The organism is Agrilactobacillus composti DSM 18527 = JCM 14202 (assembly GCF_001436375.1).
GTDB classification, from domain to species: Bacteria; Bacillota; Bacilli; order Lactobacillales; family Lactobacillaceae; genus Agrilactobacillus; species Agrilactobacillus composti.
This window is the reverse complement of record NZ_AZGA01000088.1, coordinates 37,464-56,212: the sequence shown is the minus strand read 5'-3', so window position 1 is coordinate 56,212 and position 18,749 is coordinate 37,464. Positions and strand designations below refer to the sequence as shown.

The following is an 18,749-nucleotide window of genomic DNA, read 5'->3' as shown; positions in this document are numbered from 1 at the left end:
TGTTTAACCAACCCTTAATAACGTCTTTCGATGATCTTCTGTAAAATGCTGTTACGTTGTTCAGATTTAGCCACGTCAAAGCGTGTTTCTTCCAAGTTATTAAAATCATCAACCAAGAGCACTGCTTCTAAATACAAACGTAGCTGCCGTTTGATATAAGCCTTTTCATCTTCCCCATCTTTGATCGGATTGCTAGAAATGATCGAACGGGCAAATTCTTTAGAGTCCAGTGTAATTTTGTCATTATTAGCCATCGTGACACCCCCTTTAACATAGGACTAGGATAGCATATAATTGCACAAAATCCCATAGGTTTTGTAAACGTTTTTACTAAATATTTGTTTACTCAATTGTAATTTAAGTAAATTATTTAGTAACGATTGTTTACTGCTCTTAAAATACCTCCCTCAATTTCTTTAATGATCTGCATAATATTCGCATGACTTTCCTCGTACCAATAGTCTGGACTATCGTCGCTAACCCGTAATGTATAAGTTATACTTTTCAAAAAGATAATAATGTATAACTTATTCATTATAATCAGACGATACTTATCATCTTCAATCGCGCTGTCTGTGGCACCTGCCATCTACGCAAGCAAAACTACTGCGTGATAATTCAGACTTTCTTACCATTACCTCAGACATCATCTTTGGTAAACTTGCTAGGGTTGGTTAATTTAACCAAGACAATGATAGCGTGAGGTAATTTTATGACATCAAAACAAGTGATGCGGACAAAAAGAGCTTTAAACCAAGCACTATATGATTTATTACAAACTAATTACTTAGAAAAAATTACGGTAAAAATGATTGTTGATCAGGCCCTGACTGACCGTAGCACCTTTTATCGCTATTACCAAGATAAATTTGACCTGTTACGTGACGTTATTTTCAATTTCCTTCACGGCACAACGTATTTGAATGATAACATTTTAGAAGATGACCCAATGTTTATTCGAGTTGTTGGCTGGTTAGATGCCCATGCTAGCCTATTTAGACATATATTAGTCAATAATTCTGATGTAACTTTTTATGAATCTATCGTGACTAATATCGCCGCTGAGGGTCAGAAGTTCATTGAAACCATGCCACCCAATGAACTCCACGCACAACCCTTTTTTCAATTTATTCGAGATGCACCAAAACCTGAAATCATTATTACTAGCTTGAGTAGCATGATTCTCAGCACTATTTTGCAGTGGCTTCAAGATGATGCTTTGACCATGGCTGATGTGTTAGCCGCCATTCATTATCCCGGCTTTTATTTACACCAGCTCAATGCCAAGACAGATTAATCAAAATGTCTCATCCCGCAACGATCTCCATAACTGTATCTGGCCTGTACTGTCTTGACTCTCTATAATCGAAACTTAGTTATTCAACTAAGAAAGAGAGCTGATTTTATTTCATGGCTAAATTATTTACCTGGATCGGTCAAAAAATCCACCATCACGCTGGTGCGGTCATTGCCATCACATTAGTTTTGACGGCATTTCTGGCTTTGGGGATGCCTAAAATTAATTTCAACACCAGTAATAGTATGTTTGTCGCTGACAGTGCCAAACTTAGCCAAGATTCTAAAACCTACGCTAAGAAATTTGGTGGCGAAGCTTTTGTGGTTAATCTATCAACACAAAACAATCAGTCAACTGTGACTAAAAGTACCTTAGCAAAAGTTGCTGATTTCAGTCAAAAAGCTGAAAAAATCGCTGGCGTTTATACGGTTACCAGTGTGGTCGATGCTCTGAATGGTCAACTAAAAAGTACCAATATGGCCAGTGGCGCCAGTTCTCAAAGTAGCCGGCAATTGCAGGCGGCTATGTTGCAGCAACTAACGACCAAACAACAAGCAAAGCTGCAACAACAGATCACAGGTAGTTTAAACCAAGCCCAACAGCAGCAAATTTCCCAATATACCCAATCAATTTTGACTGCCGAACAAAAAGCCCAGATGACCCAAGCGACTAGCCAAGGAGCTGGTGGGCAAACTGCCGCCAGTTCCGCAATCAATCAGTTGTTGTCCCCGGCTCAACAAACCCAAGTGCAAAACTATACGATGGGCATTTTGACCAAGACTCAAACTGCCGCTTTAAGCCAGACGGTTACGGCCATGCTACCCAAAGTGCAGCAAATGGATACGGCACTGTTAAAGCAACTCATTTATAGCCAAAATGGTAAAATACCTAGTGCTTTAAACCAGCTTTTGCCTAAAGATGGCCAGCATTTATTAATCAGCGTCACTTTAAAGGGTGATGCGGCCGCTAGTCGAAATGGCGCTCGCTATGACCAACTTAATCAGGCCCTCAAAACCAGTGGCCTCAAAAGTGGTAACTATCACGCTGAAATTGCTGGGAGTCCAGCTATCTTCACCGATGTAACAGCCCAAATGGGTAAAAGTATGGCAATCATGCTAGTGGCTGCCGTAATTTTAATGATCTTCATTTTGATGTTGGTCTTTCCTGTGCGCCGCCGCTTATTACCGTTACTCTTCGTCCTGGTGGGTCTAATCTGGACCTTTGGCATCATGGGCTGGTTAGGTATTGACTTAACCATGGCCACCATGGCAACTTTGCCTATCATCATTGGGTTAGGGACGGACTTCGGGGTTCAATTCTTAAATCGTTATGAAGAAGAATTCCGCAAGGATCACAATGTGACTGCTGCCACTTATACCACGTTAACAAATACCGGCCCAGCTGTAGGTGTGGCGGTGGTCATTATGGCTTTAAGTTTCTTAACCATGTTAATTTCTAAGGCGCCGTTAATTAAAGGCTTTGGTATTACCTTAGCCATTGGGGTCGCTGCCAGCTATCTGGTAGAATTAGCTTTGATGTTCGCTACTTTGAGCTATCGTGACCGCAAGGCTATCAAAGCCAAGGGCGAGCTTAAAGCTTCAACAGAATCTTGGCTGTCAAAAACATTGGTCAAGTATACGACTTGGATTTCTAAACACGCCTTTCCCGTTGTTGCCATTGGTTTACTGTTAGGCGGTGTGGGCTTCTTCTTTGAAAGTCACTTGAACGTGGAAACCGACCTGATCAAAATGATTCCTCAAGATTTGCCCTCTTTAAAGCGCAATAACCAACTGGTCAAACTTGTAGGTTCCACGACCAATATTTCTTACCTGGTCTCTGCTGATGACGTCCGGGATAAAGCTGTTTTAAATGAAATCAATGACTTTAGTAAAGCTGAAGTTAAGAAATATGGTAGCCAGATTCAATCCGCCACCTCGATTACCAATGCTTTAAAACAAAGTCATCTTTTGACACAATCTCAAAATACCCTGAATCATAGTATTCAAAAAATGCCGCGGGTATTGACTTCTACCTTGATTAGCTCAGATTATAAAAATGCTACTATTAGTTTCAAAATTAGTCTCAAATTAAAATCAGATAAGCAATTGAAGTTGATGAACCAGATCGAAGCTGATGCCAAGGCACAACATCTTCCTAGAGCCATGACGATTGCCCCGGCCGGTAGCACGGCCATGATGCTCCAAGGTATTGATAACATGACTGCCAATCATGGTTTAATTATCTTTGCCGGTTTAGCAATCATCTTCATGGCTTTATTGTTAGTTTATCGCAACTTCAAACAAGCCCTCTTCCCTGTCATCCCTATTGCCATCGTTTTAGGCTTATCCCCCATGACCTTGAGTCTGTTGGGCATCAGCTATAATCCTGTGACCGTTTCATTGAGTTCTTTGATCCTTGGGATCGGAACTGAGTTTACGATTCTGGTGCTGGAACGCTTTGTGGAGGAACAGCGCTCAGGTCGCTCTACGCTCCATTCACTACAACAAGCCATGGGGTCGGTAGGCCAAGCCATTACCGTCTCTGGCTTAACAGTCATCGGTGGTTTCTCCACATTGATGTTTGTGAACTTCCCAGTTCTAAAATCCTTTGGTTTGATCACGGTGTTAGATACGGCCTATGCGCTGATTAGCACCTTAACTATCTTACCCGCGGTGATTTACCTATTCCGAAACCGTAGCTTAGATATGGATCAAGGTATTAGCCAACAAGATTAATCTAAAAATGAGCCGCCAACTTCTCAACAAGTTGAGAAGTGGACGACTCATTTTTTAATTATTGCAAATATTCAACTGCAATATCGTGATAAGTTTGAATCATATTTAAGTAACTGGCAATGGTCACATATTCATTGGCCTTGTGGGCACTGGTATTACCTGGGCCTAAAATCACCACATCAATATCAGGATTAGCCCGGGTAAACTCAGAGGCATCTGTCCCTAGAGATACACCAATCACTGGCAGGGGCAGGCGTTCATGCAGCTCGGATTGCCCAATCTTTTGAGCCAGGGCAATAATTGGTGAATCGCGATGATTGATCACCGGGCGCTTACTGTCATATTCCAAAGTAAAGTGCCCTTCAGTTGTGGCATTTAATTCAGCAATGATCTGGTTAATACCGGCGATAATACGCTCATTATCATATTCAGGAATCGTCCGGACTTTGACCTGTAGGCTGGCCGTGTCGGGAATGCTGTTGACTTGGGTGCCGCCGCGAATAATTGTCGGGGCATAGACCGTTTCGCCTAAAACCGGATTATAAGCCGTGATACCCTCATAGAAAGCTTTTTCCCTTTGAAAATAAGCCAGGATCAATTCCAAGGCATTGACCCCCACCTTGGGCATGGAACTGTGGGCGGCGCGACCATGGGCGGTCACTTTGTAGGTTACCCAACCCTTATGGGCAAAGAAGATGAAATGTTGGCCTGCCGTGGCTTCTTCCGTGTCTGCTAAAATATCCGCTTGTAGTTCGGAGGACAATAAGGCCGTACCGCTGGCCACATAGGATTGATATTTCTCTTTGGCAACACCGGTGGGTTCCCCAATGATCATGGCATCCACATCATCCACATAGCCTAGATTAGCTAACTGTTTAGAGCCCAGCTCCCCCACTTCTTCGCCGGCGGTTACCAATAGGCGCAACTTACCGGTGAAGGGGTGGCCACTGGCTTTGAATTCGATCATGGCAATGACTAAAGCGGCTAAACCGCCCTTCATATCGGACGTGCCCCGGCCATACAGCCGGCCATTTTCAATCCAGGGCTCAAAAGGGTCTTGCTGCCAGTCATGGCGATCGCCTTCGTGGACCACATCGGCATGGCCGGAAAATACCAATACTGGCCCAGGTTGGCCACTATCGATCTCGGCCACTAAATTGTTACGATTGGGTTTATATGTCACAGCCGTGGCGGCAATGCCATACTGGGCTAACAATTGCGTTAAGTAATCTGTCACAGTTTTCTCATGGTCATTAACACTAGGTATCCGAATTAAATCCTGCAGTATCTTAACCTTTTCATCATCACTAAACATATCCAACTTCCCCTCTTAAACATTTAAGACCCGTTCCAAAAATCCCTGGGTTCGCGGACTAGCCGGCCGATCAAAGACTTCTTCTGGGGTCCCGCTTTCTTGGATCATCCCATCACTGAAGAAAACAACCCGGTCCGCCACCCGTTTGGCAAAGCCCATTTCATGGGTCACGATGATCATGGTCATGCCATTTTGAGCCAACTGCTGCATGACCTCTAGCACATCCCCCACCATCTCCGGATCCAATGCACTGGTAGGTTCGTCAAACAACATGATTTTTGGCTCCATCTCCAAAGCCCGGGCAATGGCCACCCGTTGCTTTTGACCCCCGGATAATTGGGCCGGATAGCTGTTCATCTTCTCACTTAAGTCTACCATGTCTAAGTACTTCTTGGCTTCTTGTCGTGCCTTTTCCGGGGTAAAATGTTTGGTGGAAATCGCCGCCATGATCACATTGTTTAGAATCGTCATATTGGGAAATAAGTTGAAGTGCTGAAATACCATGCCAATATTTTGGCGGACCTGATTAAGATTAACTTTCTTGTCATATAATAGTTGGCCGTTAACCATCACTTGCCCCTTGTCGATGGTTTCAAGCCCATTCAATGTGCGTAAAAAAGTACTTTTCCCTGATCCTGAAGGTCCAATCATCACCACCACTTCGCCGGAATGAACGGATAAGCTCACATCCTTTAAGACTTCATTATCCCCGAAACTTTTATGAATATGCTTTGCAATGACAATCTTTTCATCTAACATGATATCGGCCTCCTAATTTGCCAAGCTATAATGTTTTTGAACCCGATCCGACAATAACGTGAGACAGCCAATCAATACCAGATACATCGCGGTGATGATCAACCAAACTTTAAAACCTTCCATATTTTGAGAAATAATAATCGTGCCCTGTTGGGTCATTTCGGCCAAACCAATGGCGGATAAAATCGAGGTTCCTTTTAGGGCAATGATAAATTGATTAATGAAGGATGGGGCCATGGTGCGTACGGCCTGGGGCATGATCACTTTGCGCATGGACGCCAGATACGTCACCCCTAAAGAGCGGGAGGCTTCCATTTGGCCCCGGTCCACCGATTTGATCCCCCCAGCCACAAAGGAGGCGATATAAGCACTGTTTTCCAAGACTAATGTGGCGACCCCGGCGGTGAATAGGGGGATTTTATGACCGATCAGACTGGGAATACCCATGTAAATGAAGAAAGATAACACCATCACCGGAATACTTCTAAAGATGAAGGTATAAACCCCATGAAATCCCTTCAACAACCGACTGGGGACGACCCCAAATAATCCGATGAACACCCCCACGATGGTGGCAATGATAATGGACACGATGGTTAATTTGATGGTCATGGTAATCCCGGCCTTAAACTGCGGGGCGTTAGCTTTGATAATACCCAGATAAGAACGGTCGGTGGCAATATTGGCATTCGTATGAGCCTTGGCACCGGTATAGTAAGCCATGATTTTAGCGTAAGTGCCGTCCTTTTTAATATTGGCTAGGCCTTTGTTAAACTTTTGCAGCAGTGCCGCATTTTCACCTTTTTTAACGGCAAAGGCCACGGGATGGACATTTTGTTGGGTCCCAATCAAACGCAGCTTCATGCCATTTTTGATGGTGTACTGCAGGCTTAAGGTGGCGTCGATGGCGGCATCGGCGTTACCGGTAGTCACATCATTGATCTCAGTATTGGTGGAGTCTAGGTGATGAATGGTAAAGCCATATTTATTCTGGATCGATGTGGCATAGGTCTCTGAGGTGGATCCGGTCTTGACGGCGACGATTTTCCCCTTCAAATCCTTGTAGCTCTTAATGCTGCTGCCGGGTTTAGTGGCTAGAGACAAGCCAGCATTCAAATAGGTGTGGCTAAAATCTAAAGTTTGCTGCCGTTCTGGGGTGACCATCATGGCGGCCATATTGCCGTCAACTTGCCCACTTTGCAGGGCTTGGACGATGGCGGCAAAGTTCATGATTTTAAGATCAAAGGTGAAATGCTGATTTTTGGCAATGGCCCGTAATATTTCCATATCAATACCGGGATGCTTGCCATTATATGTACCGTCTTTGCCCTGAATGGCGTAGGGGACAAAAGTTGTTTCGGTGCCGATGGTATAGTGACTGGCGGCTTGGGCCTTATGTGGTGGCACCAGGATAGCGAGGCTAACCATTGCAATAATGGCTGATACGAGTTTGACAACAAACTTCATGGAATCCCTCCTTCAAATCTTATGTTAGCAATACTAACACTAACTATAATTGAATTGCAATGGTTTTCCAATAATTTGCTAATCTTGGCTAATCTAGCAAAAATACTGATACTATAAGCTTTTTTTGGTAATCATTAGTTACGATGACTAATGTCAGTGTTAAATTCTAGTCATACTCACTAATAATTATGGGTTCGAATACTAGATATTTCCTAGATCACATTGAAATTCCGTCATATAATATGACATATGCTGTTTATTTTGTGTTAAAAAAATTCAAAAAACAATTAGCACTCTCTTAACAAGAGTGCTAATTGGTGTTACTATATAGTTGTTGAGAGGGATAAGGAACTAGCGGTTCCCCCGCTGCTTCCCCCGCCAAATTAGCAAAAACCTTTTAACCCATAAAATAAAATTTTTGAAAGGAAGTTTTGGATTATGGCTAATGAAGTCACTCGTCGTAATAATGTTGATTGGGGTATGGATCCATTCTTTGATAACTTGGAAGATCACTTCTTCGGTTCAATGGCACCAGAAGTACAAAAGAATTTGAAGACTGATATTCAAGATACCGATAAAGCTTATATAGCTGTGGTAGATTTGCCTGGCGTCAATAAGCAAGATATCCAAATGAATTACGAAGACGGTGTTTTAAATATCAATGTGAACAAGAGCAATTTTGTGGATCATGAAGATAAACAAGGTAACTTGTTGTTGAGTGAACGGAGCTATGGCACAATGAGTCGGAGCTTCCGGTTGCCAAATGTTGACCAAGCTCATATTTCCGCTGAATACAACAACGGTGTCTTGAAGATCACCTTGCCCAAGACTACTGAAGTCCAGGGCAATGGTAATATCGAGATTCAATAAAGACCAATAACCACTTACCTGATTCAATAACCTATACCAATTTAACTAAAGTCGGCGCTGCATTTACAGCGTTGGCTTTTTTTATTTTCAACTTGAATCCAAATATATAAATAGCGGCATAACTTCAAAATAAATTTAGAAGTTATGCCGCATGAATAATACTAATTCCAGCGCTACTCACAAGAATCTAAGCTAACCTTAACAGTAAAACTACTCGCTGATCAAAATAGATTTAAACTCTGCTGCCGTTGGATAAGATTTCTGTGTTCCCCTCCTGGTAACAGTAACTGCAGCATACTCATTTGCATGATATAGCGCAGTGGGGATATCTTCACCGCTTGTATAGAAATGGCTAAAGGCACCAATAAATGAATCCCCTGCACCGGTAGTATCAATAGCCTTAACTTTGATGGAATCTATAATTTGCTCCTCATCGTCATGGACCCAAAGTGCCCCTTTAGAACCCAATGTGACAATTACGTTCTTCACACCTAATTCATTCAAATGATGAGCCGCCGCTTTAATTTCAGAAAGTGTATCAGTCGGCATCTTTGTTAAAATTGCTAATTCTGTCTCATTTGGTGTAAAGAAATCAACTTTTGTTACATGACTGATGTCCAAATCTTTATTCCCTGGTGCTGGATTCAATAAAACTGGAATACCATATTCATTTGCAAGATCAATTGCACGGTAATTCGTTTCCAATGGAATTTCCTGTTGCAAGACAATTAATTTCGTATCCTTGATCAAATCAAGATATTTATCCAACACTTCTGGAACCAATTCACTATTGGCTCCTTTAATAATTAAAATACGGTTGTCAGAACTCTTGTCTACAAATATCGGAGCGGTCCCACTTCCTTTTGTCCCGATACCAACACCTGTTATATCGATGTCATTCGTTTTATAGTTCTCTAGTTGTTGTTGTCCAAAAGCATCATTCCCGACCATCGTAATCATGCTAACTTTAGATCCTAACCGTGCGGCTGCCACAGCCTGATTTGCACCTTTCCCACCAAAACCCATTTCAAATTCTGGTGCTTCAAGTGTTTCTCCGGCAATTGGCATTTTATCAACATACGAAATTAGGTCGATCATATTGGAACCAATTACAAGCACATCACTTTTTGTCATCAATCTATCCCCCTATTTTTCAAGACCCGTTGTCACTTTAAATTGACGAGTTTCATGGGATTTAAGCCAAATTAGCGTCCCAGCCTTTTCTGCCGCAGTATAGCCTTCAGGGCGACTAGTACCCGGTAATACAAAAGCGCCAACCTGCTGATCCGGATTATATAAAATCCAGCGTGTTGCAATTGGAAATTGTGCCGTAACAAATTTTGTTAAGAAATTTTTACCATTACCAATATTCATACGAAATTCTGCATTATCTGTGTACTTGGCTAAATCAGAGGAAAAGAAAACAATTTCTGGATCATAGTGTGCAGCATCATCCAATTTATTAATCAGTTTTCCTGAAGCCTTCAACTCATCATTGTATTTCTGCCATTCAACCGTTGGATGAACATGTCCCGGAACGGTTTGACGTAATTGAAATGCTTCATCAGGAACATTAGAACTGATAACAGAATTATCTATATATGCGTAATTCATATGACACATGTATTGTAACGGCATCGGTTGATAATTTGATAGATTTGTAACTTTCTGTTCAATATCAAATAGCCCGCTATCTTTATACATCGTCACTGATGGTTCAGCTAAATAATGATATCCAAAACCTTTTACATATTCAAAATCACTCTGAACCGTGATAGTCTCGTTGCCAATGATGAGATTCGCATGATCCATGTGCGAACATGGAAATTCCCCGTGTAATTGATAATTGTCCTCTGGCGCTGGTGTGCCATTTGCTAACAGCCCAGACGAGAATTGAAAACAGCCATACGTATCAGCAATACCCGTCCCAGGTAAAGGTTGAGAAAACATATCTTTCATTTTAAGAGATATGTTGTCAAAAACTGCATCCCATATGATCAATCCATAAAACGGTAAAACAGTGAGGTACCCTTTTGAATTCTTAATATTGAGGGCTTCAATCCCTGAAGGGTAAACAAACGTGGTCACTTCAAATGCATCATCCTCATAAAGATTAAAGGTATCTTTACTGAACATATTGTGATTTAAATGTATTTTTTTCATCTTGTATATTCCCCCAATTATTTGGTTGATTTATCCTTTAACGACGCGTCATTTTTAAGTTCCCTCATTTTCCCAGTGGCATAAATACCAACAACCGCAAAACAAATCAGATTAACAACGAATGATATGGACATATTAGAAATATCCGCAACGAATCCCTGTGCAATTGGAATAAATGCACCACCAATTATAGACATAACGATAATTGCACCAGCAGTTTCAGTATGTCGCTTATCCGTCACTGTATCTAAAGTTTGAGAATAGATCGTTGCCCAACAAGGTCCAAATAAACCGCTTACAATTATTGCGAAATAAACTGCAGTCATATTGTGAACAAAAATAATATACATTAATGAAATTAGTCCAAATAAAGAGAATATTTGTAGCACACGAGATGCAGGCATGCGCTTCATCATGAAGTTAGCAATAACTTTCCCGATGAAAAATGCGGCGTAGCTATAAACCATAAATGTAGATGCATTTCGCTCGTTAATACTGCCGTTTAACTCCATAGCTAATCGAATTGTGAAAGACCAGACGGCTGTCTGCATGCCGACATACATAAATTCAGTAAAAATACCTTGCAAAAATTTTTTGTTATGCGCAAGATAAGCCAAAGTTTCTGTGATCTTGGCATTTGCAAGTTCTTTTGTTGTGTCTTTTTTCTTGGGTTTACCACTTGGGAATTGTGTCAATCCGAAAATAACCAGCGCTGCTAATAATACAAAGATGATATATTTGTAAGGCAACAATGTTTGTTGTAGTGCCTTTTCCCCAAATTCTATGCGGGCTTGTCCAGACAAACCTGACATCTGTTTTTCTAGACTTGCACCAGATCCAAAGATCAAGTACTTGCCAAGTAGAATACCACCAATAGCACCTAATGGATAAAAGGTCTGAGAAATGTTTAAGCGGAGTGTTGAATATTTTTTTGGCCCCATTAAAGAGCTATATGTGTTCGCCGACGTTTCCAAAAAACTTAATCCACATGCCAATGAAAATAATGCAATTAAAAAGAATCCATACGTAGCCATTTGCGATGCCGGGAAAAAGAGTGAACAGCCAATTGTATAAAGAGACAATCCAATCATGATGGCCAATTTATACGATGTCTTCTTGATGATTAAAGACGCCGGAATTGCTATTAAGAAATAACCTAGATAAAAAGCCGTTTGGACAAAAGCGCTTGCAACGTTTGAGAGCGTAAAAATTGTTTTAAATTGCGTGATTAAAATATCATTCAAACTTGCTGCAGCGCCCCACATAGGGAATAAGAGTGAAAGCAAAATATATTGTAGCATCGGTGTTTTGTCAACATAGCCATCATCCAGCTCTTTAACTTGTAATTTAAACAAGTGAAAACCTTTTTTCTTTGGGCTATCAGTACTTTCCATCAGGCTCATCTCCTCACTGAATTATGACTGTTTGCTAATAATTGCCAAACTTGCACTTGTCCCTAATCTGGATGCACCTGCTTTAATCATAGCCTCTGCATCAGTATCTGAATGGATTCCTCCAGCGGCCTTAACTTTAATTTTGTCCCCAACAGCGGCCTTCATTAGTTCTACATCATGCACTTGGGCACCTCTTGTAGAAAAACCCGTAGATGTTTTAACAAAATCTGCACCTGCATCTGCCACAATCTTTGAAGCAAGTGTAATTTCATCATCGGTAAGTAAAGCGGTTTCAATAATAACTTTAATTAATTTACCTCGATCATGAGTCGCATCAGTAACCTGTTTTATATCTTCTTTAACAACATCAGTATTGCCGCCCTTTAATTCACCAATATTCATAACCATATCAACTTCATCTGCGCCGTTGTCAATTGCTTCTTCTGCCTCAGCAACTTTTATTGTCGTTGTATTTGCTCCTAGAGGAAATCCAATGACTGTTGCGGTCTTTACCCCAGAATTTTTAACTGCTTCGTGGACATACTTGACCCAATATGGATTGACCATCACAGAAAAAAATTGATTATCAATTGCTTCTTTGATAATTTGATCGATTTGTGTTTTTGTAGCTTCTGGTTTGAGTAATGTGTGGTCAATAAACTTGTTTAATTTCATAGTCAATTCTCCCTCGTATGTTATGCCTAAGATTAAAGTACTTGTGATAACAGCATCAATATACCACGTATTTTTATAAATGTAAAATGTTAATTTGAAATAATGTAAAATTTCGTGTTTGTGGTAAAATAGCTTTATCCTGATATTTCAGCAATCTATTTTTTAGAAGCGGAGAAACACTTATGCAATTTACCTTTTCTAGTAAAAATGAAACAAAAAAAATACGACAAATATTAGATATTAGCCGTTATTATTATATTGATGGTTTAAGTCAACTTGAGATTTCCAAAAAGATGGCCCTTTCCCGACCTACTGTTTCCAGATTATTGCAACAAGCCAAAGAAACTGGCATAGTGGAAATCAAAATTAACGATCCCTTTCAAGATATCAATTCATTGAAAGAACAACTTAAGAAGAAATATGGTTTAAAGGAAGTTATCATTGCTTTACAAACGAGCAATGACCTTGAAACTATTTACGATGCGCTTGGTGAGGAAGCGGCCCGTTATTTAGATAAAATTGTAAAGAATAATGACATCATTGGTATAAGTTGGGGCTTAACCATGAAGGCAATTGCTAATCATTTGACAGAAAGTCAAAAAGATAATGTCAAAATTGTTCAACTTAAAGGTAGTGTCGCAAATTCTCAAGAAAATAATTACTCAATTGATATTACCAGCAGCTTTAATAAGGCTTTTCACACTCAATCACAGATTTTACCCCTACCTGTAATATTCGATAATGCCAAAACAAAAGAACTTGTTACCAAAGATCATTTTATTCAAAGTGTTATCCAAGAAGGCTACAGCGCCAACATTGCTCTATTTACTGTGGGTACTACTCGACCAAGTGCCATGTTATTTCGGCTCGGCTATCTTGATCAGCAACATATCGATGATTTACGAAAAAAATCTGTTGGGGATGTTCTTTCCAGATTTATTACTAGTACTGGGGAAATAGCTGATCCAGAACTAGATAAACGAACTGTTGGCCTCCCGTTAGATAAACTACACGAGAAGCCCTATTCAATCTTAACAGCTGGTGGTGAATCAAAACTTCACTCTATTCATGCTGCATTACTAGGTGGCTATGCAAATGTTCTCATCACCGATCAAAATGTTGCCCAAAAACTATTAGACCTGTAAGGATGGTGAATGATGACATTTTTCTGGACTTTCATATTTCTAGTCAGCGCCGGCCTCGTTGGGGGCTTATTGCAATCTACTGCCGGCCTAGCTTCACTGGCGACTTATCCGGCTTTATTAGCCGCGGGCTTACCACCGGTGATTGCTAATGTTACCAACACTACTGGGTTAATTTTTTCTGGCTTTAGTTCTATTTTGTCTTCCACCAAAGAGCTTAAACATCATGGTAAACAAATTGCAGTCCTGGTCATCTTAGCGTTAGTGGGCAGTATTGGTGGCAGTGCCCTGTTGTTAATCGCCCCAGCAACTTCTTTTGAAAAAGCAGTGCCCTTTTTCATTTTAGCCGCGGGTATTTTACTGTTGGTTTCTGGGCGACGGCCAAATACGGCGAAAAATACCGCACCGACCAACACTTCTGAGCCGCGGTCAAAGCTAGTAGCTATCCTCAGTGGCTTGGGTATTTTATTCGTGGGGGCCTATACGGGCTATTTTGGTGCTGCCGCTGGGGTTATTTCCCTAGCCCTGTTGTCCTTGGTAACCACGGAGCAGTTTTTAGTTGTGAACGCCATGAAAAACGTCATCGCCTTCACTGGCAATTTCGTGGCCACAGTCATTTTTATTTTCAGGGCCCATATTGAGTGGCTTTATGTCCTGCCTTTAGGAATTGGGTTATTCATCGGCGGTTACTTAGGGCCAATCATTGTCCGCCATGTCAATGTGGCACTATTGCGGCTTTTAATTGCCTTAGCCGCCTTTGGCTTAGCCAGTTATTTATTCGTGACGGCTTATTTTTAAAATGCGACGTAAAACACGCTAACAAAGTTGGAAATCCATACTTTGTCAGCGTGTTTTGTATTAGTGTAGAAAACTGTTTATTAAGCTATTCCAAATATGGGCAAAGTTCCCGGCTAAAATAGTGACGATGGGCACGAATGCCCAGATCCAGTTTTTAGAAGCTTTCGCCTTATCAGCTTCAATGCGTAACCGTTCATTCTCCAGAGCCATGGCTTTAATTTTAAGTTCCAGTTCTTCAATATGTTGGTTTTCTGTAGGCATGATTTTGACCACCCTTTAGTTATTATATAGCGCTGTTTTCTAGAAGATAAACCTAGTATAGCTACCAAACTGGCCGCGCAACAGACCATTTTGTCACAGGTATGTCATGACAATTGTCATAAATTCAAAATAAGTTATTTCTTTACTGGAAATGTCGTTTCTAAAAGGTTAAAATAGGTCTAGAAAACGTTTACCAATTGGAGGTTCTACATATATGACAAAAGTTCTTACCTTGGGCGAAATGATGTTGCGCTTAAAGCCCACTGATCACCAACGGATTATTCAAGCAAATACTTATGACGCCAATTATGGCGGTTCGGAAGCTAACGTGGCAGTTTCATTAGCCTTATTGGGTGATCAAGCTGAATACTTTAGTAAACTGCCAGCCAATCCTTTAGGGGATATGGCTATTGGTACCCTGCGTCAATATGGGGTCAATACCAGTAAAGTCCTGCGGGGTGGCAAGCGCTTAGGGATTTATTTCTTTGAAAAAGGTGCCAGCATTCGCAACACCAGCGTGGTTTATGATCGAGCCGATAGCTCCTTTGCCACCATGACCAGTACAGAATTTGACTGGCCTAAGATTTTAGCTGGTGTGAATTATTTCTATTTCTCCGGTATCACCGCAGCATTGTCCGCAGATATCCGCACCGCTTTGCTACAGGCTTGTGAATATTGCCAAGCCAACCATATCACGGTGGCCTGCGACATGAATTATCGGGGTAAAATGTGGACCCCTGAAGCTGCTCAAGCCGCCATGGCTAAATTAATGCCTTATATTAATATTTGTCTGGCCAACGATGAAGACTTTGAAGCTTCTTTGGGTATTAAAGCCTTTGATGGAGATATGACCCGGGGCATTGAACAACGGGATCAATTCGAGCAAGCCATGCGGCAAGTGCAACAACAATATCCAAATTGCCATACTGTTGCCAGTGTGTTGCGGGATATCCACTCCGTAGAAGATAGCACTTGGACGGCCATGATGCTCCAAGATGGCCAAGTCTTTGAAGGCCCAGCATATAAGATGCATGTCTTTGAAGGCGTTGCTGGCGGGGATGCCTTTGGAGCTGGCTTGATGCACGGCCTGATCAATGACTTCACCCCACAGGCAACCATCGATTATGCCATCACGGCCAGTGCTTTGAAGTTGACCATCTCTGGGGATTTGAACCTGGTCACTGATGCCGATGTCCGTAATGCCATGCAAAGTGGCAATTCCGTTGACCGATAGCAAATAATCTGGACTTGGTCTATAATCTATAGCGTGCTGCAAGCTTGGTTTCAAGAGGATCAGTTCTTAGAATTGATTCTCTTTTTCATGGCCAGCTGTTGCAGCGAGTTTGGAGGATCACATGGAAAAAAATACAAAAACCGAGCGCTGGCTTGGTTTAATTATCGGCTTATTACTCAATGCCATGGGCCAGGGTCTTTGTATTGTGGGGGCCATGGGGAGTGGTATTTGGACTGCGGCTGCCATTAATTTAAATAATTGGCAGGGCTTTAATATTGGCTGGGTTTTAATCGCCTTTGGCTTTTTAAATGCCGTGATCAATCAGTTCTTGATCCGCCGTTTGGACCTCCCCCGCTTCATTGGTGAAGTACTCTACGCCATTTTCTATGGTTATTTTGTCAACATCTTCACCTGGTTATTCACCATCCTGGGCGTGGGCAGTTGGCCCATTGTGGCCCGGGCCTTCGTATCTTGTTTTGGGGTCTTTACCTTTGGCGTGGCTATTTCGCTCTACCAACGGGCCAACATCATCATGCATCCCAACGACGACACCACCAATATTTTAAGATTCAAATATCTAAAAGGTAACGCCACGGCTTCTCAATTGATTGACTTTGTGCCGCCCGTTATCCTGATCATCATCTCTTGGATCTTCTCAAAACAACTCTTAGGCATCAATATTGCCACGGTCTTTTCCATGGCCTTCAATGGGGTCATTATCGCCTGGTCCGATGAGCATATCTGGGGTCATTTAAAACATAACTTCAAGCTCCCCGAAAATGTTAAAAAAATTGTTAATAAATAATTTCAAGTAACTGGCTGTCTGTTGAAGATGGCCAGTTTTTGCTTAAACTCATTCCAATCTAGGGCTTCTTAGTTCCGCTGGCCATTGAGAATTGCTATGATAGATAAAAGATAACGTTGGAGGCGAGTCAATGATCTCGGCACTAAAGTACCAAGCTTGTCTCTCACCACCAAGTGGCGAGGGCATCTGGATAGATACCTTTAGACTTACGCCTAACGCTATGTGGTCTAACAACCTTCCGGTCTCCCACGTAGTTTGCGTGTGATAAGCACGCGCTGTGTTGGCGTTACTTACTGTTGGGTCTTACTTATCTAAGGGTCCCAGCAGTCCGATGATCGACTTCACCGGCGATTGAACAGGTTTACCCGTTCGCACTTTTTTTCTTTTTGAGTTTGGGCTTTTTCACGCCAGCAATATATTGGGTGCCCAGAAATTGAATATTCATGGCACCGACACGGTCGTCATTAGACTGGTACCCGCAGTTTGAACATTGATAGGCATGCAGTTGGTGGTTGCGGTTTGTCTTCTTGATTTCACCACAAGCAGGACAGCGCTGACTGGTATAAGCTGCACTGACAGTAATGACTGCAGCGCCTGCTTGAATAGCCTTGTAAGTCAACAGCTGTTCCAGCTGGTAAAATGCCCAAGATACTTTCTCATAACGTGTGTCCTTGGTGGCCTTTTCTGTGGCAAAACGAACGTTGACCAGATCTTCTAAAACAAACAAGGTATTCGGTCCGTACTTCGCAACAAGTGTCTTAGACAGCTGATGGTTGAGATCAGTCATCCAGCGGTTCTCTTTATTGCCCATTTGACGGATACGTCGTTTGGAATTTCTGGTATTGTGTTTTTGCAGACTAGCCCGCAGCGCTTTGTAGTGGCGGCGCTTATGGTTGGTGGCTTGACCATTGAAAAACGTTGTTTTCCCTTGTTCATCATAGGTGGTGACTAATTGCCGGATCCCCCGATCAAGCCCCACAACGTGTTGCATATCAGTACGGGCCAACTCAGGGAATTCTTTATTAACTGCAATGTGTAAAAACCAATTGGTACCTGACTTGATCAGTTTTGCACCGCCAAATTCCCAGGTGCCATCCAGATACTGTTCAAAGCCAGTTTTCAACACAAAGCGGGCTTTCACCCGGCCTTGGAGCGTATTGATGGACAGCTTTTCACCGTTTGCGACGATAGACCAATCCCGATTACGGACTAAGTCAGCTTGCGGACGCTGGAAACGGATTGGTTTCCAAAGCCAGTGCAGGTCTCTGGGAACTTTTAGATAAATTTCTTTACCTTTTTTATCTTTTTTACCGGTGGCATAGGCCATGGGTTTGCGTCGCAATTGCGTCTGAACAGTTTTATAACGGGCAACCGTTGTTTTGATCGCAGAGATGGCTAGTTGTGATTTCAGCCTAAACTGTTGCCGCAAGTCTCGATAAAGCTTTTTGTGAATTTTGAGGATACTCAATTCAAAACCATTGTTAAAAATATACTCAGAAACATGATTGCAGGCTGAGCGATATTGTTCACTGGTCTCCTGAAATTTAGCAGCATCAGTAGCGTTATCTAGTTTGAGTTTAGCCTTGACCGTTAGACTTAACAGCATTTTGACCACCTCTTCCTCTTATAGTTATTATAACTTATATGATAACCACAAAGGAAGAATCGTGCTCAAAATGTGCACATATTTATAAATCATTTGAGTTCTTCAAACTCAATCGGAATTCCTCACAAAAATGTCGCAAACTCTTACAGGCTGGTAGAGCCAAAGTTATCAAGAAAGAACCATTCACTATTCAACTATTGTTCAGCTCAACTGGTTATAAACAACATG

Annotated in this window: 18 protein-coding genes; 8 read left to right on the top strand and 10 right to left on the bottom strand. The window is 41.7% G+C overall.

The window, feature by feature from the left end; all coding sequences use genetic code 11:
* Positions 1–14: 14 nt before the first annotated feature.
* Positions 15–254: a hypothetical protein gene (locus tag FC83_RS15440; protein ID WP_035451419.1), complete on the bottom strand. Its 240-nt coding sequence runs from the start codon at positions 252–254 to the stop codon at positions 15–17.
* A gap of 458 nt (positions 255–712) precedes the next feature.
* Between FC83_RS15440 and FC83_RS15430 the strand changes: the two genes are divergently transcribed.
* Positions 713–1,297, top strand: coding sequence for a TetR/AcrR family transcriptional regulator (locus FC83_RS15430; RefSeq protein WP_052004496.1), 585 nt, complete (start codon positions 713–715; stop codon positions 1,295–1,297).
* Positions 1,298–1,410: 113 nt separating this feature from the next.
* The gene (locus FC83_RS15425; RefSeq protein WP_035451414.1) at positions 1,411–4,032 is read left to right on the top strand and encodes an efflux RND transporter permease subunit; all 2,622 of its coding nucleotides are present in this window, start codon (positions 1,411–1,413) and stop codon (positions 4,030–4,032) included.
* Positions 4,033–4,090: 58 nt separating this feature from the next.
* Here FC83_RS15425 and FC83_RS15420 read toward each other — a convergent pair whose 3' ends face one another.
* From FC83_RS15420 to FC83_RS15410, 3 genes are read right to left on the bottom strand one after another with little or no spacing between them, the layout of a single operon-like run.
* Positions 4,091–5,347 carry a M20/M25/M40 family metallo-hydrolase gene (locus FC83_RS15420; protein ID WP_035451411.1) on the bottom strand — a complete coding sequence of 419 codons (1,257 nt, stop codon included), beginning with the start codon at positions 5,345–5,347 and terminating at the stop codon, positions 4,091–4,093.
* A 15-nt stretch (positions 5,348–5,362) separates the two neighbouring features.
* The gene (locus FC83_RS15415) at positions 5,363–6,106 is read right to left on the bottom strand and encodes an amino acid ABC transporter ATP-binding protein (protein WP_057002975.1); all 744 of its coding nucleotides are present in this window, start codon (positions 6,104–6,106) and stop codon (positions 5,363–5,365) included.
* Positions 6,107–6,118: 12 nt separating this feature from the next.
* Positions 6,119–7,573 (bottom strand): ABC transporter substrate-binding protein/permease, encoded by a 1,455-nt coding sequence (locus FC83_RS15410; RefSeq protein WP_057002974.1) that lies wholly within the window; start codon positions 7,571–7,573, stop codon positions 6,119–6,121.
* Between the two features lie 438 nt (positions 7,574–8,011).
* Here FC83_RS15410 and FC83_RS15405 point away from each other — a divergent pair, with 438 nt between their 5' ends.
* On the top strand, positions 8,012–8,443 hold the full coding sequence (locus tag FC83_RS15405; RefSeq protein ID WP_035451410.1) for an Hsp20/alpha crystallin family protein: 432 nt from the start codon (positions 8,012–8,014) through the stop codon (positions 8,441–8,443).
* A 210-nt stretch (positions 8,444–8,653) separates the two neighbouring features.
* Here FC83_RS15405 and rbsK read toward each other — a convergent pair whose 3' ends face one another.
* Genes rbsK through deoC form a run of 4 tightly spaced genes read right to left on the bottom strand, consistent with a single transcriptional unit; the run spans position 8,654 to position 12,675 of the window.
* On the bottom strand, positions 8,654–9,577 hold the full coding sequence (gene rbsK / locus FC83_RS15400; protein ID WP_035451409.1) for a ribokinase: 924 nt from the start codon (positions 9,575–9,577) through the stop codon (positions 8,654–8,656).
* 12 nt (positions 9,578–9,589) lie between these two features.
* A complete protein-coding gene (locus tag FC83_RS15395) occupies positions 9,590–10,606 on the bottom strand; it encodes an aldose 1-epimerase family protein (protein ID WP_035451407.1) in 1,017 nt (338 codons plus the stop codon).
* Between the two features lie 17 nt (positions 10,607–10,623).
* Positions 10,624–12,000, bottom strand: a complete 1,377-nt coding sequence (gene fucP, locus FC83_RS15390) for an L-fucose:H+ symporter permease (protein ID WP_035451405.1) — start codon at positions 11,998–12,000, stop codon at positions 10,624–10,626.
* A gap of 21 nt (positions 12,001–12,021) precedes the next feature.
* A complete protein-coding gene (gene deoC, locus FC83_RS15385; RefSeq protein WP_035451402.1) occupies positions 12,022–12,675 on the bottom strand; it encodes a deoxyribose-phosphate aldolase in 654 nt (217 codons plus the stop codon).
* Positions 12,676–12,857: 182 nt separating this feature from the next.
* Here deoC and FC83_RS15380 point away from each other — a divergent pair, with 182 nt between their 5' ends.
* Together FC83_RS15380 and FC83_RS15375 are read left to right on the top strand one after the other, a co-directional pair.
* Positions 12,858–13,820 (top strand): sugar-binding transcriptional regulator, encoded by a 963-nt coding sequence (locus FC83_RS15380; protein WP_057002973.1) that lies wholly within the window; start codon positions 12,858–12,860, stop codon positions 13,818–13,820.
* 12 nt (positions 13,821–13,832) lie between these two features.
* On the top strand, positions 13,833–14,615 hold the full coding sequence (locus FC83_RS15375; RefSeq protein WP_035451400.1) for a sulfite exporter TauE/SafE family protein: 783 nt from the start codon (positions 13,833–13,835) through the stop codon (positions 14,613–14,615).
* 60 nt (positions 14,616–14,675) lie between these two features.
* Here FC83_RS15375 and FC83_RS15370 read toward each other — a convergent pair whose 3' ends face one another.
* Positions 14,676–14,876, bottom strand: a complete 201-nt coding sequence (locus tag FC83_RS15370) for a hypothetical protein (RefSeq protein ID WP_035451397.1) — start codon at positions 14,874–14,876, stop codon at positions 14,676–14,678.
* Positions 14,877–15,090: 214 nt separating this feature from the next.
* Here FC83_RS15370 and FC83_RS15365 point away from each other — a divergent pair, with 214 nt between their 5' ends.
* Complete coding sequence (locus tag FC83_RS15365; protein WP_035451395.1) at positions 15,091–16,110, top strand: sugar kinase; 1,020 nt, start codon at positions 15,091–15,093, stop codon at positions 16,108–16,110.
* Positions 16,111–16,231: 121 nt separating this feature from the next.
* Positions 16,232–16,915, top strand: coding sequence for a DUF6198 family protein (locus FC83_RS15360; protein ID WP_476692196.1), 684 nt, complete (start codon positions 16,232–16,234; stop codon positions 16,913–16,915).
* 361 nt (positions 16,916–17,276) lie between these two features.
* Here the strand turns inward: FC83_RS15360 and FC83_RS15355 are convergent, their stop codons facing one another.
* On the bottom strand, positions 17,277–18,521 hold the full coding sequence (locus tag FC83_RS15355) for an RNA-guided endonuclease TnpB family protein (RefSeq protein WP_035451392.1): 1,245 nt from the start codon (positions 18,519–18,521) through the stop codon (positions 17,277–17,279).
* Between the two features lie 38 nt (positions 18,522–18,559).
* Here FC83_RS15355 and FC83_RS17515 point away from each other — a divergent pair.
* The coding region (locus tag FC83_RS17515) for an RRXRR domain-containing protein (protein WP_236700858.1) at positions 18,560–18,749 on the top strand (190 nt) is incomplete at its 3' end.